The organism is Mesorhizobium argentiipisi (SeqCode), from assembly GCF_037179585.1.
GTDB lineage: Bacteria > Pseudomonadota > Alphaproteobacteria > Rhizobiales > Rhizobiaceae > Mesorhizobium > Mesorhizobium argentiipisi.
On sequence record NZ_JAPYKO010000008.1, the window covers coordinates 96,685 to 112,172 of the forward strand.

The 15,488-nt window shown below is 64.4% G+C and carries 14 protein-coding genes and 1 pseudogene; 10 read left to right on the forward strand and 5 right to left on the reverse strand.

Annotated features, from left to right (window positions below; translation table 11 throughout):
- The first annotated feature begins 36 nt into the window (after window positions 1-36).
- Window positions 37-1,029, forward strand: a complete 993-nt coding sequence (gene iolG / locus O7A05_RS13860) for an inositol 2-dehydrogenase (RefSeq protein WP_337093649.1) — start codon at window positions 37-39, stop codon at window positions 1,027-1,029.
- 20 nt (window positions 1,030-1,049) lie between these two features.
- On the opposite strand, the gene O7A05_RS13865 is transcribed toward iolG, so the two are convergent.
- Entirely contained in the window at window positions 1,050-2,159 is a 1,110-nt protein-coding gene (locus O7A05_RS13865) for a Gfo/Idh/MocA family protein (RefSeq protein WP_337093650.1), read from the reverse strand.
- 157 nt (window positions 2,160-2,316) lie between these two features.
- Here O7A05_RS13865 and O7A05_RS13870 point away from each other — a divergent pair, with 157 nt between their 5' ends.
- From O7A05_RS13870 to phnN, 9 genes are all read left to right on the forward strand, one after another.
- A complete protein-coding gene (locus O7A05_RS13870; protein ID WP_041000137.1) occupies window positions 2,317-3,162 on the forward strand; it encodes an SIS domain-containing protein in 846 nt (281 codons plus the stop codon).
- Between the two features lie 155 nt (window positions 3,163-3,317).
- A complete protein-coding gene (locus tag O7A05_RS13875) occupies window positions 3,318-5,252 on the forward strand; it encodes a bifunctional 5-dehydro-2-deoxygluconokinase/5-dehydro-2-deoxyphosphogluconate aldolase (protein WP_337093651.1) in 1,935 nt (644 codons plus the stop codon).
- A 32-nt stretch (window positions 5,253-5,284) separates the two neighbouring features.
- Window positions 5,285-7,135, forward strand: coding sequence for a 3D-(3,5/4)-trihydroxycyclohexane-1,2-dione acylhydrolase (decyclizing) (gene iolD, locus O7A05_RS13880; RefSeq protein WP_337093652.1), 1,851 nt, complete (start codon window positions 5,285-5,287; stop codon window positions 7,133-7,135).
- 149 nt (window positions 7,136-7,284) lie between these two features.
- On the forward strand, window positions 7,285-8,199 hold the full coding sequence (gene iolE / locus O7A05_RS13885) for a myo-inosose-2 dehydratase (RefSeq protein WP_337093653.1): 915 nt from the start codon (window positions 7,285-7,287) through the stop codon (window positions 8,197-8,199).
- An 81-nt stretch (window positions 8,200-8,280) separates the two neighbouring features.
- A complete protein-coding gene (locus O7A05_RS13890) occupies window positions 8,281-8,493 on the forward strand; it encodes a DUF3329 domain-containing protein (RefSeq protein ID WP_127859449.1) in 213 nt (70 codons plus the stop codon).
- 14 nt (window positions 8,494-8,507) lie between these two features.
- Window positions 8,508-9,320, forward strand: coding sequence for a 5-deoxy-glucuronate isomerase (iolB, locus tag O7A05_RS13895; protein ID WP_337093654.1), 813 nt, complete (start codon window positions 8,508-8,510; stop codon window positions 9,318-9,320).
- Window positions 9,321-9,567: 247 nt separating this feature from the next.
- Window positions 9,568-10,275: a DUF1045 domain-containing protein gene (locus tag O7A05_RS13900; RefSeq protein WP_337093655.1), complete on the forward strand. Its 708-nt coding sequence runs from the start codon at window positions 9,568-9,570 to the stop codon at window positions 10,273-10,275.
- 20 nt (window positions 10,276-10,295) lie between these two features.
- Window positions 10,296-11,435 (forward strand): alpha-D-ribose 1-methylphosphonate 5-triphosphate diphosphatase, encoded by a 1,140-nt coding sequence (locus tag O7A05_RS13905; RefSeq protein ID WP_337093656.1) that lies wholly within the window; start codon window positions 10,296-10,298, stop codon window positions 11,433-11,435.
- Window positions 11,432-12,058: a phosphonate metabolism protein/1,5-bisphosphokinase (PRPP-forming) PhnN gene (gene phnN, locus O7A05_RS13910; RefSeq protein WP_337093657.1), complete on the forward strand. Its 627-nt coding sequence runs from the start codon at window positions 11,432-11,434 to the stop codon at window positions 12,056-12,058. Before O7A05_RS13905 ends, phnN begins: the two co-directional genes overlap by 4 nt.
- Before the next feature lie 162 nt (window positions 12,059-12,220).
- Here phnN and O7A05_RS13915 read toward each other — a convergent pair whose 3' ends face one another.
- From O7A05_RS13915 to O7A05_RS13930, 4 genes and pseudogenes are all read right to left on the reverse strand, one after another.
- Entirely contained in the window at window positions 12,221-13,036 is an 816-nt protein-coding gene (locus O7A05_RS13915) for an ABC transporter ATP-binding protein (protein WP_337093658.1), read from the reverse strand.
- Window positions 13,036-13,773, reverse strand: a complete 738-nt coding sequence (locus tag O7A05_RS13920; RefSeq protein ID WP_337093659.1) for an ABC transporter permease — start codon at window positions 13,771-13,773, stop codon at window positions 13,036-13,038. The genes O7A05_RS13915 and O7A05_RS13920 overlap by 1 nt, the downstream gene beginning before the upstream one ends.
- Before the next feature lie 3 nt (window positions 13,774-13,776).
- Entirely contained in the window at window positions 13,777-14,523 is a 747-nt protein-coding gene (locus tag O7A05_RS13925; RefSeq protein WP_337093660.1) for an ABC transporter permease, read from the reverse strand.
- Window positions 14,524-14,612: 89 nt separating this feature from the next.
- Window positions 14,613-15,469: pseudogene (locus O7A05_RS13930) on the reverse strand (transporter substrate-binding domain-containing protein).
- Between the last annotated feature and the right edge of the window lie 19 nt (window positions 15,470-15,488).

Sequence of the window (15,488 nt, forward strand, 5' to 3'; positions counted from 1 at the left end):
GTCGTCCTGCTCTGAGGCATTTCAGAAGGTAGAAAAATGATCGACGCCGCATTGTTCGGCGCCGGGCTGATCGGCTCGGTGCATGCGAAAAATCTTGCCCGCCATCCGGGGGTGCGCCTGCGCACCATCGTCGATCCGCGCCGCGACGCGGCCGAGCGGATCGCAGCCGGAACCGGCGCCGAGATCGCCGACGCCGCGACGGTGATGAACGACCCGTCGATCAAGGCAGTGGTGATCGCGTCAGCCACCCGCACCCATGCCGACCTGATCATCGAGGCCGCGGCCAAAGGCAAAGCGATCTTCTGCGAGAAGCCGATCGATCTCGATATCGCTCGCACCGACCAATGCCTGGCAGCGGTCGAGAAGGCCGGCGTGCCGCTGCAGATCGGCTTCAACCGGCGCTTCGATCCATCCTTCGCCGCTGTTCGCAAACGGATCGACGCCGGCGAGATCGGCGCTGTCGAGCAGGTGATCATCACCAGCCGCGACCCGGAGCCGGAGACCGAGGAAGCGCTGGCCGGCGGCGGCGGCGTGTTCCGCGAGATGACCATCCACGATTTCGACATGGCGCGCTTTTTGTTGGGCGAGGAGCCGGTGGAGCTCTTCGCAACCGGCTCGTCGCTGGTCGAGCCCTATTACGCCAAGCTCGGCGATTACGACACGGCGATGTTCATCCTGCGCACGGAGTCCGGTCGGCAGTGCCACATCAACAACAGCGTGCGCGCCGTCTATGGCTACGACCAACGCGTCGAGGTGCATGGCTCAAGAGGCATGCTGCAGGCCGGCAACCGCACGCCGACCTCCGTCAGCCTCAGTGGCGAGAACGGGATCGCCACTGAGCGGCCGCTCTATTTCTTCGTCGAGCGCTATGCCGAATCCTACGAAGCCGAGCTCGACCATTTCATCCAGTCAGTCGGCGCGGGGCAGAGGCCTGCGGTCGGCGCGGCGGACGGGCGCAAGGCGATGATCCTATGCGAAGCGGCACTTGCCTCGGCCAAATCCGGCCGCTTCGAGCCTGTCCGGTTCTGAGGCGTGACGCGTTGCCTGCCCTATCTCACATCGACCCAGCGCTGCTCCTGGAACGAGCGCGCCATGGCATGCACGGTGCGCTCGATCTCCAGCCCCTCGTCGAAATCGATGATGCGCGCCGGCTTGCCGGCGATGCGCATCAGGAGTTCGCGGCATTCGATCATCTTGAGGTCGTTGAAGCCGAGGCCGTGGCCGGGCGCCGGCAGAAAGGAATCGTACGGCTTGTGGTGCGGCGCCACCAGGATGGTGCGGTAGCCCTGCTCGGTCGGCCGGTCGGCGGTGAGGTAGAGCTGGAACTCGTTCATCCGCTCCTGATCGTAGAGGATCGAGCCCTTCGAGCCGAAGATCTGGATGGCGATGCGGCCCTTGCGGCCCCAGGCCGAGCGGTTGACCAAAAGCGTGCCGGCAACGCCGTTCTCGAGATGCATCAGGACGCTGGCGATATCATAGGTCTCGACCGCGCGGCGGGCGCCGGACGCGGTCTTGCGGTCGGCATAGGGTTTGACCATGTCGCACATGACGCGGGACACACGGCCGAACAGCGCCTTGATCAACGACAGCGGATGCACGGCGAAATCGTCGAGCGCGCCATAGCCGGACGACGCCTCGTGCTTCCAGAAGAACAGCGCCTCGGGGTCGGCCATGAAGTCCTCGTCCATCTCGATGCGCAGGAGGTTGACGTCGCCGATGATCTTTTCCTCGAGCAGCGCGCCGATGTGGCGGATGGCGGGGTTCTGGATGTAGTTGTAGCCGAGCGCGGCGACCTTGCCGGATTTTCTTGCGGCCTCCGTCATCGCCTCGGCCTCGGCGAAACTCGGCGCCATCGGCTTCTCGCACCACAGATGCTTGCCGGCTTCGAGGATGGCGATCGCCATTTCCGGGTGGAACTGGTTTGGCGTGGTCAGCGAGACGATTTCGACGTCCGGATCCTCGACCACGGCGCGCCAGTCGCCGGAGCCTTTTGCGAAGCCGAACTCGGCAGCTTTACGTTTGGCAAGCTCGTCATTCACCTCGCCCAGATGCACCAGCCTTGGCTTGTCGACATCGGGAAAGACGGTGCCCACCGCGTTCCAGGCGATGGCGTGGCACTTGCCCATGAAGCCCGTGCCGATGAGGCCCACTCCGACCATGTCGATTGTCTCCAAAACAAAGGAAAGTTCGCATGGATGAATTAGTCCATTTTAGTAGAGAATGGAACATCTAAATCATTTTTTATGGTGTTCTTGCGCGAACTTGCTATGATGAGGCAGGAGAGGGACAAACCTTATGAGCGTGGGCGGAGCGACGATGGACGAACGGGTGCCTCGCGATTTCGAAACACTGCGCGCGACGATCCTGGACAGGCGCGCGAGCCTGCCCAAGCGCATCGCGCAGATCGCCGCCTATGCGCTCGACAACCCTGACGACATCGCCTTCGGCACGGCGGCGAGCATTGCTGCCTCGGCCGGCGTGCAGCCCTCGACGCTGATCCGTTTTGCGCAGCAGCTCGGCTTCGACGGCTTCACCAGCCTGCAGCAGGTTTTCCGCGAGCGTCTGCGCGAACGCAACTCTTCCTACGACGAGCGGCTGGCGGCGCTGCGCGCCAAGGCCGAGGAAGGCGGCGGGCACCGGGCGATCTTCGACGGCTTCGTCGCCGCCGCCAGCACCTCGCTGGGCGACATTTCGCGCTCGCTCAACGATGCGCATTTCGAAGAGGCCGTGGCGCTGCTGGCGAAAGCCGAGACCATCTATGTGCTGGCCAAGCGCCGCTCCTATCCGGTCGCGTCCTACATCGCCTATGCGCTGGGCAAGCTCAAGATCCGCAACCAACTGGTGGAATCGGCCGCCGGCCTGAACGCCGAGATGATCGGCTTCGCCACGCCGCGCGATGCCGTCATCGCCATCAGCTTCTCGCCTTACGCGCCGGCGACCATCGAAGAGACGCGTTCGATCGCGGAACAGGGCGTGCCGATCGTGGCAATCACCGACTCGTCCTTCTCGCCGCTGGCGCAATTTGCCAAGGTCTGGTTCGAGGTCGCAGAGGCCGATTTCGGCGGCTTCCGCTCGATCTCGGCGACGATGGCGCTGGCCATGGCGCTGACCGTCGCCGTCGGCGAGAAACGCCGCGAGGCCGGGCGCCGGCGTAAGGGCTGAGCCTCGCCGGCGGGCAGCTTTTCGCCGTGGGAACGCTCATTCCATATTGACTGCGAATTGGAATTAATATTTCATATTGACGACACCACGCCGTCGCTGGCGCGCGCTGTCCAAAACGACGCTGCTCTGCACAACAAGGCCGATGGGAGGTTCGAATGGGCGAAGCCGTGGAAGGGAAATACCCGCCGCTCGACGTCATCACCATAGGCCGCGCCTCGGTCGATCTCTATGGCCAGCAGATCGGCTCGCGGCTGGAGGACATCACCTCTTTCGCCAAGTCGGTCGGCGGCTGCCCGGCCAATATTTCCGTCGGCACGGCAAGGCTCGGCCTGCGCTCGGCGCTACTCACCCGCGTCGGCGACGAGCAGATGGGCCGCTTCATTCGCGAGCAGCTTCGGCGTGAAGGCGTCTCGGTCGACGGGCTGAAGACCGACAAGGAGCGGCTGACGGCGCTGGTGCTACTTTCGGTCGAGAGCGAAGGCGTCTCACCGATGATCTTCTACCGCTCCGACTGCGCCGACATGGCGCTGGCCGAGGAGGATATCGACGAGGCCTTCATCGCCTCGGCGCGCTCGGTGGTTGTCACCGGCACGCATTTCTCGCGGCCGAATTCCGATGCCGCACAGCGCAAGGCGATCCGCCTGATGAAGGCCAAGGGCGGCAAGGTGGTGTTCGACATCGACTATCGCCCGAACCTCTGGGGCCTTGCCGGCCATGCCGAAGGCTTCGAGCGCTACGTCAAATCCGACCGGGTCTCGGCGCAGCTGAAGACGGTGCTGCCGGATTGCGATCTCATCGTCGGCACCGAGGAAGAGATCATGATCGCGTCTGGCGCCGACGATTGCCTGAGCGCTCTGAAGACGATCCGCGCCCTGTCCTCGGCGACCATCGTGCTCAAGCGCGGTGCCAAGGGCTGCATCGTCTATGACGGCCCGATCAGCGACGATCTCGAGGACGGTATCGTCGGCAAGGGTTTCCCGATCGAGATCTACAATGTGCTCGGCGCCGGCGACGCCTTCATGTCGGGCTTCCTGCGCGGCTGGCTCGGCGGCGAGAGTTTTGCGACAGCCGCGACCTGGGCCAATGCCTGCGGCGCCTTCGCGGTGTCGCGCCTGCTCTGCGCGCCGGAATACCCGACCTTCGAGGAGCTGCAGTTCTTTTTAAAGAACGGCAGCAAACACCTGGCGCTGCGCAAGGACGAGGCGATCAACCACGTCCACTGGGCAACGACGCGGCGGCGCGACATCCCCTCGCTGATGGCTTTAGCCTGCGATCATCGCGTGCAGCTTGAAGACGTTGCCGCCAAGGTCGGCGCAGATGTTTCGCGTATTCCCGACTTCAAGGTGCTGACCGTGAAGGCAGCGGCAAAGGTCGCCGCCGGCCGCGACGGCTACGGCATGCTGATCGACGAGAAATATGGCCGCGACGCCATGTTCCAATTCGCCCGCCATCCCTTCGCCTGGCTCGGCCGCCCGGTTGAATTGCCCGGGTCGCGGCCGCTGCGTTTCGAATTCTCGCAGGACATAGGCTCGCAGCTCACCGAATGGCCGGTCGACCACTGCATCAAATGCCTGTGCTTCTATCACCCCGATGACCCGGAAGCGCTAAAGACCGAGCAGCAGCAGAAGCTGCGCGCTTTGTTCGAAGCGGCGCGGAAAGTCGGCCGCGAATTGCTGGTCGAGATCATCGCCGGCAAGCATGGCAAGCTCGACGACACCACCATTCCGCGCGCGCTGGAGGAACTCTATGCGCTGGGCATCAAGCCCGACTGGTGGAAGCTCGAGCCGCAGGCTTCGGCAGGCGCCTGGGCCAAGATCGAACAGGTGATCGTCAAGAACGATCCATGGTGCCGTGGCGTGGTGCTGCTCGGGCTGGAAGCGCCGCAGGACGAGCTGGTCGCGGCGTTTGCCGCCACCGCCAATGCGCCGATCGTCAAGGGATTTGCCGTCGGTCGCACCATCTTTGTCAACGCCGCCGAACGATGGCTGGCCGGCAGGATGTCGGATGACGAGGCGATCGCCGACATGGCCGCGCGCTTCGAACAGTTGACCGAGGCATGGCTTGCCGCACGCGGCCGCAAGGCCGCATAAGAAGACCGCTGAAGGACTGCGGAGGAGACATCATGAGCAAGACAATCCGCCTGACGATGGCGCAGGCGCTGACCCGCTTTCTCAGCCGGCAAATGACCCAGATCGACGGGAAGAAGGTGCCGATCTTCGGCGGAGTCTGGGCGATCTTCGGCCATGGCAATGTCGCCGGCATCGGCGAGGCGCTTTATCAGGTCCGCGACGAGCTGCCGACCTTCCGTGCCCATAACGAGCAGGCGATGTCGCATGCGGCGATCGCCTATGGCAAGGCCAATTTCCGCCGCCGCTTCATGGCCGCGACCTCGTCGATCGGCCCCGGCGCGCTCAACATGGTGACGGCCGCCGCGCTCGCGCATGTAAACCGGTTGCCTGTCCTGTTTTTGCCCGGCGATATCTTCGCCAACCGTCTGCCCGACCCGGTGCTGCAGCAGGCGGAGGATTTCTCCGACGGTACGGCGAGCGTCAATGACTGCTTCCGCCCCGTATCGCGCTATTTCGACCGCATCACGCGGCCGGAGCAGATCATCCCGGCGCTGAACCGCGCCATGCAGGTGCTGACGGATCCGGCCGAATGCGGCCCGGTGACGCTCTCGCTCTGCCAGGACGTGCAGGCCGAGGCCTATGATTACCCCGAAAGCCTGTTCGCCGAGCGTGTCTGGACACCGCGCCGGCTGCGCCCGGATCGCAATGAGCTTGCCGCGGCCGTCGCGGCGCTGAAGGGCGCCAAGAAGCCGCTGGTGATCGCCGGTGGCGGGGTGCTGTATTCGCAGGCTTCGGACGAGCTCGCCAAGCTGGTCCAAGGCGCAGGCATTCCCGTCTGCGAAACGCAAGGCGGCAAATCCTCGTTGCCCGACGACCATCCGCTCAACATGGCGGCGGTCGGCGTCACCGGCACGTCGGCCGCCAATCGCCTGGCCGAAGAGGCCGATGTCGTGCTCGCCGTCGGCACCAGGCTGCAGGATTTCACCACCGGCTCCTGGGCGCTGTTCAAGAATGCCGGCCGCACCATCATCGGCCTCAACACCCAGGTTTTCGACGCCGGCAAGCATAGGGCGCTGCCGTTGGTCGCCGACGCCGCCGAGGGCCTTGCCGAACTATCCGCCGCGCTGAAAGGCTGGAAGGCCCAGAGCGCCTGGACCGATAACGCGATGAAGGGCAAGACGGACTGGCAGACCGCCGCCGCCAAGGTGACCGCGTCGACCAACGCCGCCTATCCATCCGACGCGCAGGTGATCGGCGCCGTGCAGCGCGCCATGGGTTCGGGCGTCACCTTGCTGCATGCCGCCGGCGGCCTTCCCGGCGAATTGCACAAGCTCTGGCAGGCCGGCGCGCCGGGCTCCTACCATGCCGAATACGGCTTCTCGACCATGGGCTACGAGATCGCCGGCGGGCTCGGCGTCAAGATGGCGAAGCCCGACCAGGAGGTGGTCGTCATGGTCGGCGACGGCTCCTATCTGATGCTCAATTCCGAGATCGCCACCTCGGTGATGCTTGGCCTGAAGCTCACCATCGTGCTGCTCGACAATCGCGGCTATGGCTGCATAAACCGGCTGCAGATGGCGACCGGCGGCGCCAACTTCAACAATCTGTTGAAGGACGCGCGCCACGAGGTGATGCCGGACGTCGACTTCGCCGCGCATGCGGCAAGTCTGGGCGCCGTCGCCGAGAAGGTGGCGTCGATCGCCGAGCTGGAGACGGCGCTCGCCAAGGCGAAGAAAAACGACAAAACCACGGTGCTGGTCATCGACACCGACCCGCTGGTTTCGACCGAGGCCGGCGGCCATTGGTGGGACGTCGCCGTGCCGGAAGTCTCGTCGCGGCCGCAGGTCAATGCCGCGCGAAAGGAATATGAGGAGAAGAAGCAGAAACAGAGCGTTGGTGATTGAAGCCGGCGAGGCGATGCTCCCTACCTCCCCTCGTGGGGAGGTCGGACCGAAGGTCCGGGTGGGGGCAGCGCCGCCCCCCACCCCGCTGCTTCGCAGCGACCCTCCCACAAGGGGGGAGGGTAGGAACGAACCGATATTGGAGTGACGACTTGAAAGCCAAACTGGGCATGTCCCCCATCGCATGGTGGAACGACGATCTCGTGGAACTGAGCGATGACGTGTCGCTGGAGGAGTGTCTGCGCCAGTCGCGCTCGGCCGGCTTCACCGGCATGGAGATGGGCCGCCGCTTCCCCAACGATCCGAGGGTGATGCTGCCGATCCTGAAGGAGGCCGACGTCACGCTCTGCGGGGGCTGGTTCTCCGGCACGCTGGTAGATGAGGACCTGGCGAAGAACAAGGATCGCATCCAGCCGATGATTGACCTGTTCAAGGCGGTCGACGCGCCCTGCATCGTCTATGGCGAGGTCGGCCGGTCCATCCAGGGCGACCGCTCCAAGCCTCTGGCCACCAAACCGAAACTTTCAGACGACGAGATGAAGGCTTACGGCCGGCGCGTCACCGAGTTCGGCGAATGGTGCGCCGAGCAAGGCATGCCGCTTTCCTACCATCATCACATGGCGGCGGTGGTCGAGACCGAGCTGGAGCTCGATGCCTTCATGCGCAACTCCGGCGAAGGCATTCCGCTGCTGCTCGATGCCGGCCATCTCGCCTTTGCCGGCGGCGACGTGCTGCGCGCCATCGACAATCACCACAAGCGCATCAACCACGTCCATGTGAAGGATGTGCGCATGGGCGTGATCGACGGACTCGACCGGACAAAACAGTCCTTCCTCGACGCTGTGGCGCTCGGCGCCTTCACCGTGCCGGGCGACGGCTCGCTCGACTTCGGCGCCATTGTCCAGCGTTTCGCCGATTACGGCTATGAAGGCTGGTTCGTGGTCGAGGCCGAGCAGGATCCGAAGAAGAACCCGCCGCTCAAGATGGCTCAGCTCGGCCACAAGGAGCTGATGCGGGTGATGACCGCCGCCGGCTATACGGTCGAAACGCAAGGTTTTCCGGCCTGAACGGTGGATTCGTCATGAATGATGGATTAGTCGGGGCGCCCGGTCTATCTGATGCGCTTTGGGCAATCCTGGATTGGCGCGATGAAAGACTATGAGCATCCCTTCTTCCGGCCGCTGTGGCGGCGCATCGCGGTCGTCGCCGTCTGCCTGGTCTGGTCGGTGATCGAGTTCGCCTCCGGCACGCCCTTCTGGGGCGTCATCGCGCTCGGCTTCGCCGGCTACGCGGTGTGGCAGTTTTTCTACCTCTACAAGCCGGCCGAGGAGGCGAAGCCTCCGGCCGAGCCGAAGGAATGATCAAAGGAGCTCCCATGTCGAAACTGCTCGTCAAGGCCGACAAGGGCCACGGCCATGTCGCTCACGTCACCCCGCAAAGCGCCGGCTGGACCTATGTCGGTTTCGATCTGCATCGGCTACGGCCAGGCGAGACAGCGTCCGGAAAGACCGGCGAGCGGGAGGTCTGCCTGGTCTTCGTCACCGGCAAGGGCAAGGCGTCGGCCGGCGGCAAGGACCTCGGCCTGCTCGGCGAGCGCATGTCGCCCTTCGAAGGCAAGCCATGGTCGGTCTACGTGCCGCAAGGCTCGGACTGGTCGGTGACCGCCGACACCGAGCTGGAGCTTGCCGTCTGCTCGGCGCCCGGCTTAAGCGGCGGCCTGCCGGTGCGTGTCATCGGGCCTGACGATCTCGGCCAGGAGGTGCGCGGCAAGGGCACCAACACGCGCTACGTCACCAACATCCTGCCCGAGGGCAAGCCGGCGGATTCGCTGCTGGTGGTCGAGGTCATCACGCCCGGCGGCCATACGTCGAGCTATCCACCGCACAAGCACGACCATGACAACCTGCCGGCCGAATCCTATCTCGAGGAAACCTATTACCATCGGCTCAACCCGCCGCAGGGCTTTGCCTTCCAGCGCGTCTACACGGATGCCGACCGCAACGGCGTGCGCGAGCTGGACGAAGCGATGGCGATCGAGGACGGCGATGTCGTGCTGGTGCCCAAGGGCTATCACCCCTGCGCGGCCTGCCACGGCTACGACCTCTATTACCTCAACGTCATGGCCGGACCGAAGCGGACGTGGAAATTCCACAACGCGGCCGAGCACGAATGGCTGATGAAGGCCTGATCGGCAGGCCGGCAAAGCCATTGGTCCAGCCCGGAAAAATCGTCGGCTAACGAGTTCTGCGCTGGACTTGCCTTCGAAAACCCATGAAAGCTTCGTCAATCCGTCATGGAAATCACCTATGGCAGCGGGTCTGATGCATGTCGCCGCAAGCGCTCCGGCGTTTTTGGGCCCCGACTTGCCGAAACAATGACTTGAAGCGCGTCGCATAATCCTTCGGGGCGCGCAGCGCGCTTGACGAGGAACGCCCATGCGCTACGCCATCTACTACACCCCGGGGCAGGACGAGAAGCTGGCGCGCATTGCCGCCAACTGGTTGGGCCGCGACCCGTTCGGCGCGGCGACGCGGCCGGTCGAGGCCGTGGGCGATCTGTCGGCCGCGGAAGTCGCCTTCCACACCGCCTCCGCCCGGCGCTACGGATTCCACGCCACGCTGAAGGCGCCGTTCCGGCTGGCACCGAACCAGACGGAAGCCTCGTTGCGCGCCGCGCTCGACGCTTTCGCCGCGGCGACGCCGCCGGTCGTCATCCCGCGTCTGGTCGTCGGCCAGATCGACGGCTTCTTCGCGCTGGTGCCGGAAAAGCCGTTTGCGCCGCTCAACGATTTCGCCACCGAGGTGGTGCGCGCCTTCGATCCGTTCCGCGCGCCGCTGACCGAGGCCGAGATCGAGCGCCGCAGCCCCGATGCGCTGAAGCCAGACGAATTTCGCAATCTCTGCCAGTGGGGCTATCCTTACGTCTTCGACACGTTCCGCTTCCACATGACACTGTCGGGGCGCGTCGGGCCGGAGGAAAGCCCACGTCTTCGCGCAGCGATCGACGGCCTGTTCGCCGACGTGCTGCGGCAGCCGGTGCCGGTGGATTCGCTGACCTTGTTTGTCGAAAGCGAGCCCGGCGCCCCGTTCATGGTGCTCTCGCACCATGCGCTTGGCCGCAGCCCTGCCCGCAAAACAGCTTGATTGATATAGGACCGCCCGAGATGACCGCCGAAACCGTTCTCACCAATGCCCGCATCGTGCTGCCCGACGAAATCGTCGAGGGCTCGCTTTTGTTGCGCGACGGCCTGATTGTCGCCGTCGAGCCGGGTGCTGCCCGCACCGGCGAGGACATGGGCGGCGACTATATCATCCCGGGCCTCGTCGAACTGCACACCGATCACCTCGAGGGCCATTACGCGCCGCGTCCGAAGGTGCGCTGGAACCCGATCGCCGCCGTGCTTGCCCATGACGCCCAGGTCGCGACCGCCGGCATCACCACCGTGCTCGACGCCTTGCGCGTCGGCATGGACGAGGACGCGGATCTGAAATCCGACGATGTCCGCAAGCTGGCCGACGCGATCGAGGACAGCGTGCGCCAGGATCGGCTCAGGGCCGACCATTTCATCCATCTGCGCTGCGAGGTCTCGGCGCCGGACTGCCTCGAGGCCTTCGCCAATTTCGAGACCGACGAGCGGGTGAAGCTCGCTTCGCTGATGGACCATGCGCCTGGACAGCGCCAGTTCGTCAATCTCGAGACCTATGCCTACTATTACCAGCGCAAGTTGAAGCTGACGGACCACGACTTCCAGAAATTCTGCGAGAAGCGGATGGCGGAATCGGCCCGCAATTCCGGTCCGAACCGCGTCTTCATCTCGGCCGCCTGCCATGAGCGCGGCATCGTGCTGGCCAGCCATGACGACGCGACCGCCGGCCATGTCGACGAAGCGATCGAGCAGGGGGTGCGCGTCGCCGAGTTCCCGACGACGGAAGAGGCGGCCAAGGCCTCGAAGGCGGCGGGCCTCGGCGTGCTGATGGGCGCGCCGAACGTCATGCGCGGCGCCTCGCATTCCGGCAATGTCTCGGCGCGCACGCTCGCCGCCGACGGCCTGCTGGACATCCTTTCATCCGACTACATCCCCTTCAGCCTGATCCAGTCGGCCTTCTTCCTCGGCGATGTCGTCGAAGGGATTTCGCTGCCGCAGGCGGTCGCGATGGTCTCGAAGAACCCGGCCGAAGCAATCGGCCTTGCTGACCGCGGCGTCATCGAGCCCGGCCGCCGGGCCGACCTTGTGCGGGTGCGCGTGGACGACCACGTGCCGGTCGTGCGTACCGTTTGGCGCCAGGGCCGCCGGGTCGCATGATGGTGTCGGCCCTCATCGAGCGCGAGCTGGCCGACAGCCTGCCGATCCGCAACGGCGTCTTCGTCGCGGTGGTCGGCCCGAGCGGCGCCGGCAAGGATACGCTGATCGGTTACGCCAAGGCGCGGTTTGCCGGCGAGACGCGGCTGGAATTCGTGCGCCGCGTCATCACCCGACCAAGCGATACGGCAAGCGAGGACCACGATACGCTGGCGGACGCCGCCTTTGCCGAGGCGGAGGCCGACGGCGCCTTCTCGCTATGCTGGGACGCCCACGGCCTGCGCTATGGTCTGCCGGCCGACGTCGACTGGGCGGTCGCCAATGGTCATGTAGCCGTAGCGAATGTCTCCCGCGCGGTCATCCCGGCGCTGCGCGAGCGCTATGCCAATCTGGCCGTGGTCGAGATCACCGCCACGCCGGAGATCCTCGCCGAGCGGCTGGCGGCGCGTGGCCGAGAATCGCGCGGCGAGGTGCTTGCCCGCCTGGCGCGCAGCACCAGCCTCAGGCTGACGGGACCGGACGTCACCTCGATCGACAACAGCGGCGACAAGGACATCGCCGGCGAACGCTTCGCCGAGGTGCTGCGCAAGGCGATGGCGTTCTCGGATCTGTCGAACATGATCTAAGATGTGCTGATATTCAGGTGAGGCCGGCCTGCAAGTGGCGGCTCCCCTGCGCTTCCGGTGCTCACGTACTTAAGTACGCTCCGCTCCGGTTCTCGGAAGCCACCACTTTCGGCTCGGCCTGACCTGAATCTCAACACATCTTGGCGCCGGGCGGCTCTGTCTTCACTTGTTGAAGTTGGCGATGAACTGCTTGAACTGCGGCGTCGGCGGCTTGGCGAACATTTCCTTCGGTTCGCCGACCGTATCCACCTCGCCCTTGTGCAGGAACATCACCTTGCTCGACACGTCGCGGGCAAAACCCATCTCATGCGTGACGACTAGCATGGTGCGCCCTTCTTCTGCCAGCGAGCGCATGACGCGCAGCACCTCGCCGACCAGTTCCGGATCGAGCGCCGATGTCGGCTCGTCGAACAGCATCACCTTAGGATTCATCGCCAGCGCCCGGGCGATTGCCGCGCGCTGCTGCTGGCCGCCGGACATGTGGGGCGGATAGTAGTTGCGCCGCTCCCATATGCCGACGCGCTTCAGCAAGGCCTCGGCCTGCTCCAGGCACTCGGCGCGCGGCCGCTTGAGCACATGCGTCGGCGCGGCGACGAGGTTTTCCAGCACGGTCATATGCGACCAGAGATTGAAGCTCTGGAAAACCATGGCGAGGTTGGCGCGGATCCGCTCCACCTGGCGCATGTCGGCGGGCATCTGGTGGCCGTCGCGACCCCGCTTCATCTTGATGAGCTCGCCATCCACCCGCACTTCGCCGGAATCCGGGGTTTCCAGAAGGTTGATGCAGCGCAGCATCGTGCTCTTGCCGGACCCGGAGGAGCCGAGAATCGAGATGACGTCGCCCTTGTGCGCTTCGAGCGAAATGCCCTTGAGCACCTCATGATCGCCAAAGCACTTGCGCAGGTCCTTGACGCTGATGGCGGGCGTCTCATCGGAGGACGGTGCGGCTTTCGCGGCAGCGGCGACATTTGCCGACATCACAACACCTCCGGGACGGGTTTGACTAGCTGGCTCTGCTCAGGCGGGGGACGCAGATGCGGTGAAAGCCGGTGTTCGACCCAGGCGAACAGCCGGGCGATCGACAAGTTGAGCAGCAGGTAGATAACACCGGCGCAGGTCAGCACCTCGATCGGCCGGAACGTGTCGTGCTGGATCTTCTGCGCCGTTCCCATCATCTCCATGATGGTGACCACGGACGCCAGCGCGGTCGCCTTGGTCATGAGGATGATTTCCGTCGAATAGGCTGGCAAGGCGAGCCGCAGCGCGATCGGCAGCGTGACGAGGCGGAAACGGGTGAAGGCCGACATGCCGAATGCCTTTGCCGCCTCGATCTGGCCGACAGGCACCGCCCGCAGCGCGCCGCGGAAAATCTCGCTCTCATAGGCGGCTGTGTTCAAGGCCATGGCGACGATCGTGCAATACATCGGATCGCGCAGGATAGGCCACAGGATCGGGCTGTGGCGAACGAAGTCGAACTGGGAGAGCCCGAAATAGATCAGATAGAGCTGCACAAGCAGCGGCGAGCCGCGGAAGACGAAGACATAGGCGCGGGTGAAATATTCACCCAATTTGTAGCCGGAAGCCCGCAGCCAGGTCAGGCCGGTGGCGATGATGAGCCCGAAGGCGATGCCGAAGAACCAGATCTCGAGCGTCAGCGGCAGCGCCTTCAGCACGCTCCATATGGTCGAAAGGTAGAAATCGAACCCCACCGCCACCTCTCACTTCGGCCGCGTGAAACTGCGCGAGGTGTAACGCTCGGCCTTGTCGAAGATCGGCGTCGAGATCGACGTCATCACCAGATAGAGGATGCCGGCGAGCGTGTAGAAAAGCAGCGAATGATGCGTCGAACGCGCGGCCTTGTTGGCGGTGAGCATCAGCTCGGCGACGCCGGTGACCGAGATCAGCGCCGAATCCTTGATGGTCAATTGCCAGACATTGCCCAGCCCCGGCACTGCGAGACGCAGGACCTGCGGCATAATCACGAGGCGAAACCGCAGCCAGGCCGACATGCCGTAGGCACGGGCCGCTTCCAGCTCGCCGCGATGAATCGCCAGGAACGACCCGCGAAAGACCTCGGCCTGGTAGGCGCCGGAAATGATGCCGACCGCAAGCACGCCGCCGAGGAAGCTCGGCATGTTCAAGATGTCCGTCGAGCCGATCGAGCCGGTCGACCGCGCCACACCGGTCAGGACCTGCGTGCCGCCATAGTAGAACAGGTAGATGATCAGGAGTTCCGGTTCGCCGCGGAAGACGGTGGTGTAGCTCTCGCCGATGAACCTCAATCCGCCGCGATGTGAAAGCTTGGCCGCCGCCACCAGCGAGCCCAGCACGGCACCAATCAGCATCGAAACGACGGTGACGGCGAGCGTCCAGCCGATGCCCCAGAGCAGTTGCACGCCCCAGCCGGCAGCCAACAGCTCATAGGCCGTCGACACCTGGTCTTTCAGATCGTTGAGAAACTCCACTTTTACGGCTCCTGTGGGCGCCGAGATAGGTATCGACGTATACTTCTCAATGCAAAACGGGAGCAGCCTTGGCTGCTCCCGTTGCGACATTACTTGGTAATGTCGATCTTGAACCATTGCATGGAGTATTTCGACACCGAGCCGTCATCGAGCGCGGCCTTGAGCGCCTTGTTGTAGATGTCCTGCAGGTCCTTGTCGGTCTTGCGGAAAGCGGCGCCGATACCCGGTCCGAGGATCGGGCCACCCTTGAATTGCGGGCCGACGAATGCCAGGTCCTTGGCATCCGGCTTGGCCAGCGTGCCGAGGAAATAGGTGGTGTCGGCGAAGGCGACGTCGATACGGCCCGCCATCAGGTCGAGGTCGTGCTCGTCGGTGGTCTTGTACTCATGGACGTTGGCCACGTCCTTCAGATACTTGTCGGCGAACGTCGCCTCGGTGGTCGAGACCTGCAGGCCGACATTCTTGCCGGTGAGCTCCTTGCGCAGCGTGTCGATCGCCGCCTTGGCTTCGGCGTCGTCCTTCGACAGATCGATCATCTTGCCGCTGTTGGACAGCTGCGCCAGCGGACCGTTCTTGTCGGCCAGGAAAGCCACCGGCGACGAGGCATAGGGGATCGAGAAGTCGATCGTCTTCATGCGCTCTTCGGTGATCGACATGCCGTCCATGACGATATCGAACTTGCCGGCGGTGAGCCGGGAATGACGCCGTCCCAGTCCTGCGCCACGATGTTGCATTCCAGCTTCGCGCGGGCGCAGACGTCGTTCAGGATGTCCACCTCGAAGCCGACGATCTTGCCGCTGGCATCCGTCTGGTTCCAGGGGGCATAAGAACCCTCCATCGCCACCGTCACGGTCTTCCAGTCCTTGGCCATAGCCGGGGTCGAGCAGGTCAACGCCAGCGCGGCGAGCGCGATCCAACGTGATGATGTCACGGTCATTTCTCCCATATTTTGTTCTTGGAACCCT

Coding starts and splice junctions, on each gene's coding strand:
- O7A05_RS13905 (WP_337093656.1), top strand. CDS start 10,296: ATGACCGCCGAAACCGTTCTCACCAATGCCCGCATCGTGCTGCCCGAC.
- iolB (WP_337093654.1), top strand. CDS start 8,508: ATGTCGAAACTGCTCGTCAAGGCCGACAAGGGCCACGGCCATGTCGCT.
- iolG (WP_337093649.1), top strand. CDS start 37: ATGATCGACGCCGCATTGTTCGGCGCCGGGCTGATCGGCTCGGTGCAT.
- O7A05_RS13875 (WP_337093651.1), top strand. CDS start 3,318: ATGGGCGAAGCCGTGGAAGGGAAATACCCGCCGCTCGACGTCATCACC.
- O7A05_RS13865 (WP_337093650.1), bottom strand. CDS start 2,159: ATGGTCGGAGTGGGCCTCATCGGCACGGGCTTCATGGGCAAGTGCCAC.
- O7A05_RS13870 (WP_041000137.1), top strand. CDS start 2,317: ATGGACGAACGGGTGCCTCGCGATTTCGAAACACTGCGCGCGACGATC.
- phnN (WP_337093657.1), top strand. CDS start 11,432: ATGATGGTGTCGGCCCTCATCGAGCGCGAGCTGGCCGACAGCCTGCCG.
- O7A05_RS13890 (WP_127859449.1), top strand. CDS start 8,281: ATGAAAGACTATGAGCATCCCTTCTTCCGGCCGCTGTGGCGGCGCATC.
- iolD (WP_337093652.1), top strand. CDS start 5,285: ATGAGCAAGACAATCCGCCTGACGATGGCGCAGGCGCTGACCCGCTTT.
- O7A05_RS13915 (WP_337093658.1), bottom strand. CDS start 13,036: ATGTCGGCAAATGTCGCCGCTGCCGCGAAAGCCGCACCGTCCTCCGAT.
- O7A05_RS13900 (WP_337093655.1), top strand. CDS start 9,568: ATGCGCTACGCCATCTACTACACCCCGGGGCAGGACGAGAAGCTGGCG.